This window comes from Ensifer sp. 4252 (genome assembly GCF_050434565.1).
Lineage (GTDB): Bacteria > Pseudomonadota > Alphaproteobacteria > Rhizobiales > Rhizobiaceae > Ensifer.
Genome location: NZ_JBNDIU010000007.1, coordinates 198,108 through 211,768 on the forward strand (window position 1 = coordinate 198,108; position 13,661 = coordinate 211,768).

Sequence of the window (13,661 nt, forward strand, 5' to 3'; positions counted from 1 at the left end):
GATGGCGCGCGAGGCAAGCGAAGAGGCAACGGTCGCCTACAAAGCGATCCTGGCGGACATCATAGACGGCCGCCCCTCCGGCACCCGCCAACGGCTAGCAGCGGCGCTCGGCAAGCACCGCAGCTTTGTCACGCAAATCACCAGCCCCGCCTATCCGACGCCCCTGCCCTCGCGCCATCTGCCGACCATTTTCCGCGTCTGCCACATGAGCCCGGCGGAGCAGGAGCGCTTTCTCGATGCCTATGGGCGCGCCCATCCGGGCAAGCTGCCGGAGGTCGCCACCTCGGAGGGCTTGCGAACACTCACGCTGATGGTTCCAGACACAGGCGACGAGCGGAAGAACAGGCACTTCGACGAGGCGGTCGCGGAATTTATCGCAAAACTATCCGCTCTTCTTTGAGCGGACGTCCGCGCGCTTGGTACGCTGGCTGGAATGACTTGCAGGGCCGCGCGCCAACCATGACGCGCGAAGGTCGCTGTAACACTTTAAATTTGCTGAATAATTTTTCCTTTGAATCGATTACGATCTAAGGAATTATGCGGTAGGATCGCGGCCGGGAGGAAGGCATGAAGAAGTTCATGAACGGGGCCGACACGTTCGTCGCAGAGAGCCTTGAAGGCTTCGTGCGCGCGCATGATGGCCTTGTCATGTTCGGCCCCGACCGAAAATTCGTCCGTCGCAAGCGTTTCAAAGAAGGCAAGGTCGCCGTCATTTCCGGCGGCGGCGCCGGGCACGAGCCTATGCACGTGGGCTTCGTCGGCCATGGCATGCTCGATGCCGCCTGCGCCGGGCACGTTTTCACCTCGCCGACGCCAGACCAGATTTCGGCCGCGATCGAGACTTGTGATACCGGCGTCGGAGCTCTCCTGATCGTGAAGAATTACGATGGCGACGTCATAAACTTCGAGATGGCCGCCGAAGTGGCAGAGGCCCGTGGCCTCCGCGTCGAGATGGTCGTCGTCAATGACGACGTCGCCGCGGAGACCGCGCCGCGCAGCACCGGCCGCCGCGGCGTCGCCGGCACGCTGGTCGTCGAGAAGATCGTCGGCGCCGCCGCCGAGGCCGGCATGTCGCTCGAAAGCTTGAAACGCCTTGGAGACGAAATCGTGGCCTTCACGCGCAGCAAGGGATTGGCCATCGGCGGGGCCACCGTGCCCGGAGAGACCTGCGCGACGTTTACCCTTGGGCCGGGTGAAATGGAGGTGGGCGTCGGCATCCACGGCGAACCCGGCCGCGCCCGCTCCGCGTTCCGCGACGCGGAAACGATCGCAAAGCTCCTTGCCGAGGATGTCATCAAGGATCTGCCTTCGGAAGGCTGTCGCGACGTTCTCCTCTTCATCAACGGCTTCGGCGGCACACCCGCGTCCGAACTCTATCTCATGTATGGCGCTCTGCGGGCACGCGTCGAAGCGAGCAACCTTATCGTCGCCCGTTCGCTGGTCGGATCGTATGTCACCTCTCTCGACATGGCGGGACTGTCGGTGACGCTGACTGTTCTCGACGAGACCGGGCACCAATTCTGGGACGCTCCCGTCCTGACCCCCGCGCTCCGATGGGGCTTTTGACGTTTCCGTCGAGCGCTTCGAACTCATGAAGCAGGGCGATTGTCTGCCGCGCCTCGCCGCCGCGCACCTGAACCCCAAACGCCAAAAAGCCCGCCGGTTTTGTTCCGTGCGGGCTTTTGTGTGTTTTTGTCTTTAGTTGCGGGGCCTGATTACCCAGAGACTTGTACGAAAGTCGCTTTTCGGGCCCTAAACGGACCTTTTGCGAGATAGCCAGAATTATGGAACTGAACTATCAGACGACGTGTTGGAACTGCCACGCCCAAACCGGTCGTCAACCGGTGGCAGCCGAACCAGAGAATGATGTTGATCATCTCCTGGCAGATGATACTTCTCCGCATAGGTACTAGTTGGCGGCGCGAGCGACAGGCCGCCAGCGGTTGATCACGCAAACCCTTCGAGCACGACCTTGCCGATAGTCGAACCGCTTTCGAGCTGCTCGTGGGCTTTCTTCAGATTTGCCGCATTGATCTGAAGGTTTTGAGTAGCGGTTGTTCGAATCCTTCCGTCATCGACCGCGCGCGAAATTTCGTTCAGGATTCTCGCCTGTTCGTCCATGTCCGGCGTGCCGTAAATGGCACGCGTGAACATGAGCTCGTGGTGGATCGACACCGATTTACGCTTGAATGTCATGATATCGAAGCCCGAGGGATCATCGATCAAACAGACACGCCCTTGCGGCGCGATCAATTCGGCAATGTCATCGATATGCTGGGCGGTTTGTGTCGTTGAGAAAACAAACGCAGGAGCACCGATGTCCAACGCCGCAATCTGGGTGGCGAGCGGCTTGGAGTGATCGATCACATGGTGCGCTCCGAGTGACTTCACGAAATCCTTGGTTTCCGGACGCGAGGCGGTCGCGATAACGGTCAGGCCCGTGAACTGCCACGCGATCTGGATGGCAATCGATCCTACTCCGCCGGCCCCGCCAATAATCAGGATGGCGGCGGCAGCTCCTGGTACCGACTTCTTGACATCCAGGCGATCAAAAAAGGCTTCCCAGGCAGTCAAGGAAGTCAACGGCAATGCTGCGGCTTCGGCCCAGCGAAGCTTCGACGGCTTCCTGCCAACGACGCTCATCGACGAGATGGAACTCGGCGTTGGCCCCTGGACGGATGACAGAGCCTGCATACCAGACATCGTCACCCGGCTTGAAGCCGGTGACATCCGTACCGACCGCGACGACCACCCCTGCAGCGTCCCAACCAATCACTTTCCAATCGGTCCCGTCGGTCGGCGCCGTGCTCCGACGGATTTTGTAGTCGACCGGGTTAACCGAAATTGCCTTCACTTCTACCAGGATGTCGCGGCCCTTAGGCTGAGGCTTCGGCAGTCAATGTCGATGAACGAATCCGCAGCCGAGATGGGTGAAGGGATTTTGTATCCAATGGCTTTCATGGGTATCTCCATTTGAAAGTCTTCCATTCCAACCTGAATATGCGCGCCACACGGCGATTCAAGTTCCAGAACCGGGTGGTCGTCGACACGACCCGACAACCACCCGAGAGTCTTGAATCCGCATATTTATCGGTTGAAGGACGTTGCCTACGTTGCTGCTACATCTCGATCTTCATGTCCGATAGCGGAAAAAGCTGCGCCTTCGAAATGATAGACCGTCGGTTCTTCCGAGAAGTATTCCTGGATACCTCTCATGAATACCGCATGGTCTTCGCTCGCCTCGAAGCCCGGCGAATGATCCTTGAGAGAGCGCCACTGCACGATAAGGCTGAAGACTTCGGGCGTTTCGATCCCTTGTGCAAGAACATGTCCTCGATAACCCTGTGCGCGGCGGAGCAGTGGAACGACATCAGCGAATGCTTGTCTGAAGTGTTCAAGCCGTTCTTTGTGAACGGGTAGCTGAGCGATCTCGTAAATCATGATTGCACCTTTGGAGAGTTTCAGTGGTTATTAGCTTGCGCGCGGGCCTGCCGACGGGTCGACTGCAATGGCGATCTTGCCCCGGACACCGTTGTTCGGGGTCTCGAGCAGCGCATGGGCGAGAGACAGATCAGCAAGCGTATAGACAGCGCCGACGTGCGGCCGGAGTTGACCGCGCTCAACCAACGTGGCGAGTTCATCGAGCTTGCCTTGGTTCTGCCGCGTGAACACGAAGTGATAACTTGCATTCTTGCCCCAAGCTTCGATGAGGTTCTGTGGCTGTGCGATGTCCACGATCGAGATGACACGGCCAAGCTGCGCAAGGACGTTTGGGCTGTGGGTTAGTGTATCGCCACCAAGCGTATCGAACACGACATCAACGCCGCGGCCATCCGTTTCCCGCATGATGGCATCGATGTAGTTTTCTTTCCTGTAGTCGATGACCACATCTGCCCCGATGCTCCGTGCGAAGTCGAAGTTGTCTTCGCGGACGGTCGTGAACACTTTCGCACCTATGGCTTTCGCGACTTGGATCGCCACGTGACCGACCCCTCCTGCGCCGCCATGGATCAGAATGCTTTCCCCTACTCTCAGAGCCGCACGCGAGACCAAAGCCTCCCACGCCGTACCACCAACCAGGCTCAGGCTTGCTGCTTCGAGATGGCTTAGCGACTTGGGCTTGCGTCCGATGATGTTTTCGTCCGCGACGTGGTATTCGGCATAGCTGCCCGAGCCGTCAAAGATTTGCGGCGTGTACCATACCTCGTCTCCCGGAGCGAACACCTTGCCCCCTGGACCGACGGCTTCGACGACGCCGGACACGTCATGACCGGTAATGGCCGGCAGTGGTACATAATCGCGATAGTCGCCGCGCCGAACTTGGTAATCCAGGGGATTGACCGACGTGGCATGGACGCGAACGAGGACTTGTCCCGCCTGCGGAACGGGCTTTGGAACTTCGGAGAGCTCGAACGATCCTGGACCGCCGAAAGATTTGAGTGTCATCGCTTTCATTGTATGCTCCTTGTTTTGGCAAAGCTAAAAATCGCAAACTGCCGACATCGTCCTGGCAGTGGGGGGCTTGCTGATGGATCTGCAGGCGCTGATCAGAGGATCTGCCAAGGTTTAGTGCTGACAGCGTCCATGCGGCTCATGGCCCACTGATGCTGAAATGCGGAATGACTTCAGCTCCGATCTCATCGAGAACTTCGGCGACCGGTCTCCGGCTGAACTTGAGGTTGAGTGCGACGTGGTTGATCCCGTTTGAACGCAGCTCGTCCAGCAACTCAGCCAGCCGACGCCGTCCGACCCGATATCCGAGATGGATGGGGCTCGGCGTTGTATTCGCATCCGCGGCCAGGTCGACGTAGAGCGATTGAGCGATCGGCTTGAATCCTGCTCCTAGGCGGTCGAGGGCTTCGCGCCAACGCGAGGCGACCTGCGCTTGCTGAATAGGGTCGCGCGGATATGTGATCCAACCATCGCTACGCTGTGCGATCCAATCCAGAGATTGCTGGCTTTGCCCGGTAACGAGCGTGGGCAGCCGGGGCGGGAGAGGTTTGGGCACGAGATCGCCGCCACCCCCGAGCCGCCCATAATGCGCCGACGTGTGGGCCGGAAAACGCTTTGTGAGCAACGCTTCCACGTAGTCGAACGCGTCGCGGAAAAGTTCGGACCGCAGGTTCGCGTCGCGCCCATAGGCCGGATACTCGACCGGACGATCGCCTGACGCGACGCCGAACACGAAACGCCCGCCGGACAGTCGATCGAGCGAGGCCGACGCCTTGGCGACATCAATTGGGTGATGGAGCGGCAGGATGACGGCGCCCGTGGCAAGCGAAACGGTGGAGGTGTGCGCTGCGATCGTTGCGAGCCAGACGAAAGGGTCGTAAATCTGGCCCAGATCGCCGAAGCTCGGGTCATTCAGTGGTACGTCCCGCGCCCAGAGGGCGGCAAAGCCAAGACGCTCGGCTTGCTGGGCGAGCTCGATCTGGTCGAGCATAGCCGGCTCGGGTCCGTCGAAAGATTCGATCGGGAAATAAACGCCGACCGTCAACTTTTCGGGCGCGAACATTGACGCGTAGCCGCGGCCGAAAAGGTTTGGACTGGCGTCTTTGGCCGGGGATGTGGCGATAGTCATCGTTCTTCCTTCTTGAGACGGACGGCCCGGGGTTAAATCCTTGACCGCCTGCGAGATGTTCGATGTCCTGTCATTGGGGAAGCGTTCGACGGCCCCGATAAGCTCTGGGCCATCGCGATGTCTCCTATTTGATTTATCGAGATTGCTTTCGGTAGCAGCTCAGATTTAAGATCAGTTTCGACAAAACATTGAAAGCGGCCCCATGGACGTCGACGATTTGAAGCTGTTCGTGCGCATCGCTCAACTCCGCAGTATCAGCGCCGCAGCGCGCGATTTAGGTCTCACGCCAGCCGGAGCCAGCGTCAGACTGGCGGCCCTCGAGCGAAAGCTCAGCGCCAGGCTTCTCCATCGCACGACGCGGCAAGCAACCTTGACCGAGGACGGCATCGCCTTCCTGCCCCATGCGGAACATGTGGTGCACGCTGCGGAATCCGCTCGAGCGGCACTGGGGCGAGAGCAAGCCGCCCCGCGCGGCACATTGCGGGTGGCAGCTCCGTCCTCGTTCGCGCGGATGCACATCGTGCCGGGCCTGTCAGACTTCTGTACGAAGTATCCCGAACTCGCCCTTGATTTGCGCATCTCGGACAGCATAGTCGATCTGGTCGAAGGTGCCTTCGATGTGGCCGTTCGTTATACCGAGCCGAGCGATTCATCCTTTGTCGCTCGGCGACTGGCTCCAGATAATAGAGTGCTGGTTGCATCGCCCGGATATATCGAGCGACACGGGCGGCCGAACACCCCCGACCACCTGGCGGAACATGCTTGTCTCGTCGTCGGCACGCTCGATCTCTGGACGTTCCGAGGCAAGAATGGAGAGGTGATCGAGCGGCGAGTTACCCCAAGTCTGCGCATCAATGACGGCAGCGCCGTACGCGATGCAGCCTCTACCGGGCTTGGTATCGCTCTGATGGCCACTTGGTGCGCATCGGACGAGCTTCGATCTGGTGCTCTCGTGCCAGCGTTGCCCGAATACCCGCTGATCTCAACCCAGACGCTGTGGGCGCTCTATCCGAGTTCGCGCGAGCTGGCGCCAAAAGTCAGAGTTTTCGTAGATTGGCTCGTGGACAGATTTGGGAACCAACCCTACTGGGACCACGGCCTGGAGGGAATCTTGAACAACAGTTGATACGACGTGCTGTTGATTGCCACTGATACCAACGAGCACGGATCATGACCGATGGGCCCAATCGCGCATTCCGATGGACATGATCTTCCACGGCTGATCGACGAGCCTGTTCCAGGCGCGGCAGCATTGATCGACGATGTCGTCGTAGTCCTTGAAGACGCGGTTCGACAACCAGTTGTCCCTCATGAACTGCCAGAGGTTCTCGACCGGGTTCAATTCCGGCGACCGCGGCGGCAGGAACATCAAGGTGATGTTGTCCGGCACCTTCAGCTTCGGCGTGACGTGCCATCCGGCTTGGTCGAGAATGAGCACGGCATGTGCTCCGGGATCGACGGCGTTGCTGATTTCGGCAAGGTGTTCTTGCATCGCCTCGGTGTCGCAATAGGGAAGGACGAGGCCAGCCCCCTTGCCCATTTTCGGGCAGATCGCGCCGAAGATATAAGCCCACATGGTGCGCTGGTCGTGCGGGGCCGACGGTCGGGTTCCCCGGCGTGCCCAGCGGCGCGTGATCTTGTTCTTTTGCCCTATTCTGGCTTCGTCGGCCCACCAGATTTCGATGTCCGTGTCGGGCGGGCATTTCGCCCCGATCTCTGCCAGCGCGGCGGGGAAGTCTTTTTAAAAACCTCACCCTCCAATTCGTTCTGGGCGTAATGGCGCGGGCGAGCGGAAAGCTTGGCAAAGCCGAGTGTCTTGAGTTCTCGCCCGACCGTCGTCTCGTCGACAGAGACCCGGAACTCCTGGAACAGCCACTGCACGAGGTCCTTGCGTCGCCAGCGGACCACGCCGTGAACGGCGAAAGGCTCCGCATCAGTCGCATCTCGCCCGCAAAGGCTGGGTCGTCGGACTGAAACGTGACGAGCTGAACAACACGCTCATTCGGGACCAGTTCGGCAAACCGGGCCTCGACGACATCCGTGGCGCCCGAGGTCTTACCCACATTCGGATGATTGCCGCGCTAGGTCAGCGCCACCCGATAAACTCCGCAAGCGCGCACGTCGAATTCGTAGATGCATCCGGTCATGCCGTCCGGTGGAGCCATTGCGACCAGGCAGTGGGGTCGATGAAGGCCCGGCAGCTCGCCTCGCCGGCGCGATGATGATCCGCGAGGCCGAACCGGTCCGTCGGCTCTCAACGCTTGCGTTCATCAATCATTCTCCTGACGCTTCTTGAACCTTGGTCCCGCCGTTTCCCTGTATTTGCACGCAGACGCTGGATGCCGCGTTCAGCCCCGCGATCGTGGTCCTGGCGGTGAAGCCGCAGATCATGGCCACGCCGCTGCGAATGCCGCCGCCTCTTGCCAAGAGGCTTGAACATCTGTATCGTATAGCAATTACAGTAATCGTATATCGATTAATTTGGGACGGCATGATGACACTAGTCGAGGAACTGATCGATCTCGTCGGCAAGGATGCGGTCTTCGTCGGAGACGCGGATATGGCGTTTGCGACGGAAGATTGGCGGGGCCGCTATCGGGGAAAGGCCTTGTGCGTCACGCGACCGGCGACTGTCGATCAGGTCTCCGCCATTGTGGCTTGCTGCCATCGCCATGCGGTTCCGGTCCTGGCGCAGGGCGGCAATACGGGCCTCGTCGGCGGTTCAGTCCCGCCGTCCGACGGCCCTGCGCCCGTCATCGTTAACCTCGAGCGCATGCGGCGTATCCGCAAGGTCGATCCGGTCAACAACACCATGGAGGCCGAAGCCGGATGCGTGCTCACCCATGTGCAGGAGGCCGCCCGCGAGGCCGGCCGCTATTATCCCATCAGCCTCGGCGCCGAAGGCTCCTGCCAGATTGGCGGCACTATCGCCACCAATGCCGGCGGAACATCCGTCCTTCGCTACGGCAATACCCGCGAGAACGTCCTGGGGCTTGAAGCGGTGCTGCCGGACGGCACCATCTGGTCGGACCTGAAGGCACTGCGCAAGAACAACACCGGCTACGATCTCAAGCATTTGTTCATCGGCTCCGAGGGAACGCTCGGCATCGTCACCGCCGCCGTCCTCAAGCTGCATCCCCTGCCGACGCGTCATGCGATCGCCTGGATCGGCCTTTCCGATCCGCAGGCCGCTGTCCGCATGCTGACGCTGATGCAGGAGCGCAAAGCCGCGAAGCTTTCCGGCTTCGAGCTGATGAATCAGATGCAGCTCGACCTCGTTGTCCGCCATGTGCCGCAGCGCCGCGCGCCACTAGAGACCGAACACGCCTGGCATCTCCTGGTCGAACTGTCTGACACCGGCGGCGAGGAAGATCTCGACGGAGCCTTGCAGGCCGTTCTGGAGCAGGCCTTCGAAAGCGGCCTCATCGCCGATGCGGTCATCGCCGCGAGCGACAGCCAGCGCGCCGCTCTCTGGGAGATCCGCCACAGCGTCTCGGAGGCCAACAAAAAAGCCGGCGTCGGCCTGACCACCGATTGTGCCGTACCGGTTTCGGCCACGGCCGAATTCATCGCCCGCGCAGGCGCAGCCGTTCGCGCGCTGGCGCCCGAAGCGGCTCTGGTCATCGTTGGCCATATGGGCGACGGAAATGTCCATTTCATTCCGTTCTTTTCGTTCGAGCACTGGAACGGGCTGGAAAAGCGCGACGAGATGGCAACAGCCATTCGTCACGCCATTAATGACGTCGCGCATGCGTTGGGCGGCACGTTCAGCGCCGAGCATGGCGTCGGCCAGGTCTCGCTCAAGGAAATGGACCGCTACAAGACACCGGCGGACCTGACCCTGATGCGCGCCATCAAATCGGCCATCGATCCGAGGGGATTGTTCAACCCGAGCCGCCTCCTTCCGCCGGCGACCTAGGCCGGCGGATCCACAAGTCCACCCGTATCGGCCAGAGAGCCGGCATCAGCAACGAAACAAAGCAAGAGGAGAACAGGCATGAGCATTTTGAAACAGGGCTGGTCGCGTCGCCAGATCTTGAAAACCACCGCCATCGCGGGCGCAGCACTCGCCACCCCCGCGATCTGGACGCCGTCGCGCGCCGAGGGCAAGCGCATCGTCGTGCGCGACGACGGCGGCATTTATACCAAGGCCTACGGCGCGGTCTTTTACCGTCCGTTCCAGGAAGCGACGGGGATCGAGGTGGTCGGCGTGCAGGCCAATGCCGAGCCGACCGCGCAGATCCGCTCCATGGTCGATGCCGGTTCCTACACCTGGGACATGGCAAAGATCAGCCAGCCGGCCATCCTGATGTTGACGACCGGCGACAAGAAATATCTCGAGCCGCATGGCCTCGAAAGCGACCCCGTGGTTGCGACCCTGCCAAAGCAGTACATGTCCGAATACGGCGTCGGCAACAATGTCTACACCACAGTGCTTGCCTATCGCACCGATGCGTTCGAAGGTCGCGAAGCGCCGAAGTCCTGGAAGGATTTCTATGATGTTGAGGGCTTCGACGGTCGCCGGGCGCTGCGCAAGCATCCATTCGACACGATCGAGCAGGCGGTGATGGCCGACGGCATCGCCGCCAAGGACGTCTACCCCTGCGATATCGACCGCGCCTTCAAGACGCTCGACCGCATCAAGCCGAATGTCGAGGTGTTCTGGACGAGCGGCGCACAGGTCGAGCAGATGCTGACCTCCGGCGAAGTCGATCTGATCCCGACCTGGGTCTCCCGCGCTCAGTCTGCCCGTACGGCCGGCGCGCCCGTCGAGATCGTCTGGGACCAGAACATCTGGGGCCTCGACAGCTGGTCGATCCTCGCCGGCACGCCGAACGCGGATGCCTGCCGCGAGTTCATCAAATTCGCCTCCGACGCCAAGCGCCAGGCGGCCCTGATGGAATATTTCGCAGCCGGCGTGACCCAGCCCGAAGTGTTCGACATGATCGACGCGAAGATCGCTCAGGATTCCCCGACCTATCCCGAACATATCGCGCGCGGCGTCCAGATCGATGCCAAATATTGGCTCGACAACCAGGCCGCCGTCATCGAGCGCTACAACAGCTGGCTCCTCAGCTGATCGAATGCGGGGCTCGATTGCGAGCGGGCCCCGCCCTTCAAGTTATCACCACCCAGCGGGGCCGCCATGTCTTCATCCAGCCTGACCGTGCAGAAGCTCTCCAAACGCTACGGGGAGTTCGTCGCACTCGCCGAGACGGACCTGACCGTCGCCGAGGGCGAATTCCTCACCTTGCTCGGGCCGTCTGGCTCGGGAAAGACGACGCTTCTCAGCCTTGTAGCCGGCCTTGCCCGCCCCGATGGCGGCGCGGTGCTGATCGGCACTGACGAGGTGACCTATAGCGCACCACATCTGCGCGATATCGGCGTCGTCTTCCAGAACTACGCGCTGTTCCCGCATATGACCATTCTGGAAAACATCGCCTTCCCGCTGAAGATGCGCAAGGTGCGGGCCGAAGAGGCGCGCCGACGCGCGCAGGAAGCCCTGGAAATGATCCGCCTGCCGCATATCGCGCAGCGCTATCCAAAGGAACTTTCCGGCGGCCAGCAGCAGCGCGTGGCGCTCGCCCGTTGCATGGTCTACCGCCCCTCCATCATTCTCATGGACGAACCGCTCGGTGCGCTCGACAAGAAGCTGCGCGAGCACATGCAGCTCGAGATCAAGCGCATTCACAGGGAACTCGGCGCGACGATCGTCTACGTGACCCATGACCAGGAAGAGGCGATGACCATGTCGGATCGCATCTGCCTGATGAACTCTGGCAGGATTGAGCAGCTCGGCACGCCGGGCGATCTCTATTTCCGCCCGCAGACGCTATTCGTTGCCGATTTCCTCGGCGAGTCTAATTTGTTGCCCGCCAAGGTCGAGGGCATTGCGGGCGACGAGATCGCGATCGCGATCGGATCGCGTCCGGTGAAGGCCCGCGCCCTTGCCGATGGCAAGGTTTCCACTGGCGATACCATCCACATCATGATCCGCCCGCAGAACCTCGCGATCGAGCTGGCCAAGGATGGTCACGGCGACAGGCTGGGCGCCACCGTGACAGATGTGATGGTGACCGGAAGCCTGACCAAGGTCTACATGAAAGCCTCCGACGAGGAGCTTCCCGAACTGATCGCCGCGTTTCCGACCCGCGCCAGCGGCCAGACCTTCCGCATCGGCGATGCGGTCGCCCTCTCCTGGCACGGCACGGACGCCGTGGCGATCACCGACAGGGCGGGAGCATAACTCATGAGCACCGCTCCAAATCGCCTGCATGCAGCCCCGCTGCCGACTTGGGTCAAGAGCTGGCTGATGATCGCGCCGCTTCTGCTGCTGCTCATCGCCTTCCTGGTCTACCCGGTCGGCCGCCTCCTGTCGCTGAGCTTCTTCGACGCCGACGGGTTCTCACTTGCCGCCTACAAGCAGCTCTTCGCCTCCGGCCTCTATCTGAACGTCCTCTGGATCACGCTGAAGATCTCGCTCATCACCACGATCCTGTCGGTGGTGCTCGGCTATCCGGTAGCCTACCTCATCTCCACCACCGAAAAGCGAACGAAGGGCAGACTGATCTTCCTCGTCCTGCTCTCGTTCTGGACGAGCTTTCTCGTGCGCGCTTTCGCCTGGGTCGTGATCCTCGGCCGCAACGGTGTCGTCAACCAGTTCCTCTTGTCCGTCGGCATCATCGACCGTCCTGCAAACCTGATCTACAGCCTCGGCGCCGTACTGGTCGGCATGGTCCATGCCATGCTGCCATTGGCGATCATGACGATGCTCGCCGTGATGGAAAACATCGACCGCAACCTACCGCGCGCGGCCTCCACGCTTGGCGCCCGCCCCGGCTCCGCCTTCTGGACGGTGTATTTCCCGCTGTCCGTGCCCGGCGTCGCCGCCGCCGCGATCATGGTCTTCGTCACCGCCATCGGCTTCTTCATCGTGCCCACCCTGCTCGGCGGCCGGTTCGAGACGATGATCACGCAGTTGATCATCGATCAGGTGCAGCAGACCTTGAACTGGGGACTGGCAGGGGCAATTTCCGTCCTGCTGCTCGTCGTCGTGCTGATCGTCTTCTTCCTCTACGACCGGATTTTCGGCTTCGCTAGCCTGACCGGTGAAAGCACTGCGACGAACGCTAACCGCGACACCGCAGCACGGCGCGCGGGTGCCAAGGTGCTGGCGTTGGTCGGCGAGGCGAGCGACCGCCTGATCGCGCTGTTTCCCGGCAGCGGCAAGAGCAGCGATGCGGGCAAGACCCCATGGCCGCTGACCGCCTTCGTCTGGACGATCCTTGTCCTCATCAGCCTGCCCGCTTTGCTGATGGTGCCGATCTCATTCAGCCAGTCGGGCCTCAACTGGCCGCCTTCCGGCTTCACCACTGAATGGTACGGGCAGATGTGGAACACGCCGGTCTGGAAGCAGGCGCTATGGCGCTCGCTGACGGTGGCGCTCGGCGCCGGCGTGCTGTCGATGCTGATCGGCGTCCCAGCAGCCTTCCTGCTCGCCCGCGCCCAGATACGCGGCAAGGCGGTGCTGCTCGCCTTCGTGCTGTCGCCGATCGTCGCGCCGCGCATCATCATCGCCGTCGGCCTGTTCTACATCTTCGCGGAATTGGACCTCGTCGGCACCTCGCTCGGCCTGATCATCGGCCATACCGTGGTCTGCGTTCCCTACGTCGTGATGACCATGGTGGCGGTGCTGCGAAATTACGATACGCGTCTCGATCTCGCCGCACAGAGCCTCGGCGCGAATCCGGCAAGAAGTCTCCTCCACGTCACGTTCCCGATCCTCGCGGCGGGCATGTTCTCTGCCTTCCTCTTCGCCTTCGCCACATCCTTCGATGAGCTGACCATCGCGCTGTTCTCGTCGGGTGGGCTGAATGCGACGCTGCCCAAGCAGTTCTGGGACGAGGTGACGCTACAGGTCTCGCCGGTCATCGCGGCGGTCTCCACCTGCCTGCTCGTCTTCATCTCGGCGCTGATTTTCCTCGCGGACCGCCTTCGCCAGCGAAGTCTGGCGCGCTGAATTCGAAAGCGGCCCGCCCCATTTCATACGGGCCGCTTTCCCGACCTAGCTATCACCGCA

10 protein-coding genes and 2 pseudogenes are annotated in these 13,661 nt (G+C 61.3%); 7 read left to right on the forward strand and 5 right to left on the reverse strand.

The window, feature by feature from the left end; genetic code table 11:
* Position 1: 1 nt before the first annotated feature.
* Complete coding sequence (locus ABIE33_RS16540) at positions 2-400, forward strand: hypothetical protein (RefSeq protein ID WP_429126804.1); 399 nt, start codon at positions 2-4, stop codon at positions 398-400.
* A gap of 167 nt (positions 401-567) precedes the next feature.
* A complete protein-coding gene (gene dhaK, locus ABIE33_RS16545; protein ID WP_429126807.1) occupies positions 568-1,566 on the forward strand; it encodes a dihydroxyacetone kinase subunit DhaK in 999 nt (332 codons plus the stop codon).
* Positions 1,567-1,947: 381 nt separating this feature from the next.
* On the opposite strand, the pseudogene ABIE33_RS16550 reads toward dhaK, so the two are convergent.
* The 4 genes and pseudogenes from ABIE33_RS16550 to ABIE33_RS16565 form a co-directional block, all read right to left on the reverse strand.
* Positions 1,948-2,961 (reverse strand): annotated as a pseudogene (locus ABIE33_RS16550) (zinc-binding alcohol dehydrogenase family protein).
* A gap of 147 nt (positions 2,962-3,108) precedes the next feature.
* Complete coding sequence (locus tag ABIE33_RS16555; protein WP_429126809.1) at positions 3,109-3,441, reverse strand: antibiotic biosynthesis monooxygenase family protein; 333 nt, start codon at positions 3,439-3,441, stop codon at positions 3,109-3,111.
* Positions 3,442-3,471: 30 nt separating this feature from the next.
* Positions 3,472-4,455: a zinc-dependent alcohol dehydrogenase family protein gene (locus ABIE33_RS16560; RefSeq protein WP_429126812.1), complete on the reverse strand. Its 984-nt coding sequence runs from the start codon at positions 4,453-4,455 to the stop codon at positions 3,472-3,474.
* 136 nt (positions 4,456-4,591) lie between these two features.
* A complete protein-coding gene (locus tag ABIE33_RS16565; protein WP_429126815.1) occupies positions 4,592-5,581 on the reverse strand; it encodes an LLM class oxidoreductase in 990 nt (329 codons plus the stop codon).
* A 202-nt stretch (positions 5,582-5,783) separates the two neighbouring features.
* Here ABIE33_RS16565 and ABIE33_RS16570 point away from each other — a divergent pair, with 202 nt between their 5' ends.
* Positions 5,784-6,707 (forward strand): LysR family transcriptional regulator, encoded by a 924-nt coding sequence (locus ABIE33_RS16570; protein WP_429126818.1) that lies wholly within the window; start codon positions 5,784-5,786, stop codon positions 6,705-6,707.
* A gap of 42 nt (positions 6,708-6,749) precedes the next feature.
* Here the strand turns inward: ABIE33_RS16570 and ABIE33_RS16575 are convergent.
* Positions 6,750-7,528 (reverse strand): annotated as a pseudogene (locus ABIE33_RS16575) (IS630 family transposase); the annotation flags it as partial.
* A gap of 547 nt (positions 7,529-8,075) precedes the next feature.
* Between ABIE33_RS16575 and ABIE33_RS16580 the strand changes: the two are divergent.
* The 4 genes from ABIE33_RS16580 to ABIE33_RS16595 all read left to right on the forward strand — a co-directional run bounded on the left by ABIE33_RS16580 (position 8,076) and on the right by ABIE33_RS16595 (position 13,601).
* Positions 8,076-9,500, forward strand: a complete 1,425-nt coding sequence (locus ABIE33_RS16580; protein ID WP_429126821.1) for an FAD-binding oxidoreductase — start codon at positions 8,076-8,078, stop codon at positions 9,498-9,500.
* Positions 9,501-9,578: 78 nt separating this feature from the next.
* Positions 9,579-10,661 (forward strand): ABC transporter substrate-binding protein, encoded by a 1,083-nt coding sequence (locus ABIE33_RS16585; RefSeq protein ID WP_429126824.1) that lies wholly within the window; start codon positions 9,579-9,581, stop codon positions 10,659-10,661.
* Between the two features lie 66 nt (positions 10,662-10,727).
* Positions 10,728-11,828: an ABC transporter ATP-binding protein gene (locus tag ABIE33_RS16590; protein ID WP_429126826.1), complete on the forward strand. Its 1,101-nt coding sequence runs from the start codon at positions 10,728-10,730 to the stop codon at positions 11,826-11,828.
* Between the two features lie 3 nt (positions 11,829-11,831).
* On the forward strand, positions 11,832-13,601 hold the full coding sequence (locus ABIE33_RS16595; protein ID WP_429126829.1) for an ABC transporter permease subunit: 1,770 nt from the start codon (positions 11,832-11,834) through the stop codon (positions 13,599-13,601).
* Positions 13,602-13,661: the final 60 nt, after the last annotated feature.

Coding starts and splice junctions, on each gene's coding strand:
- ABIE33_RS16540 (WP_429126804.1), top strand. CDS start 2: ATGGCGCGCGAGGCAAGCGAAGAGGCAACGGTCGCCTACAAAGCGATC.
- ABIE33_RS16585 (WP_429126824.1), top strand. CDS start 9,579: ATGAGCATTTTGAAACAGGGCTGGTCGCGTCGCCAGATCTTGAAAACC.
- ABIE33_RS16580 (WP_429126821.1), top strand. CDS start 8,076: ATGACACTAGTCGAGGAACTGATCGATCTCGTCGGCAAGGATGCGGTC.
- ABIE33_RS16560 (WP_429126812.1), bottom strand. CDS start 4,455: ATGAAAGCGATGACACTCAAATCTTTCGGCGGTCCAGGATCGTTCGAG.
- ABIE33_RS16570 (WP_429126818.1), top strand. CDS start 5,784: ATGGACGTCGACGATTTGAAGCTGTTCGTGCGCATCGCTCAACTCCGC.
- ABIE33_RS16590 (WP_429126826.1), top strand. CDS start 10,728: ATGTCTTCATCCAGCCTGACCGTGCAGAAGCTCTCCAAACGCTACGGG.
- ABIE33_RS16555 (WP_429126809.1), bottom strand. CDS start 3,441: ATGATTTACGAGATCGCTCAGCTACCCGTTCACAAAGAACGGCTTGAA.
- ABIE33_RS16565 (WP_429126815.1), bottom strand. CDS start 5,581: ATGACTATCGCCACATCCCCGGCCAAAGACGCCAGTCCAAACCTTTTC.
- ABIE33_RS16595 (WP_429126829.1), top strand. CDS start 11,832: ATGAGCACCGCTCCAAATCGCCTGCATGCAGCCCCGCTGCCGACTTGG.
- dhaK (WP_429126807.1), top strand. CDS start 568: ATGAAGAAGTTCATGAACGGGGCCGACACGTTCGTCGCAGAGAGCCTT.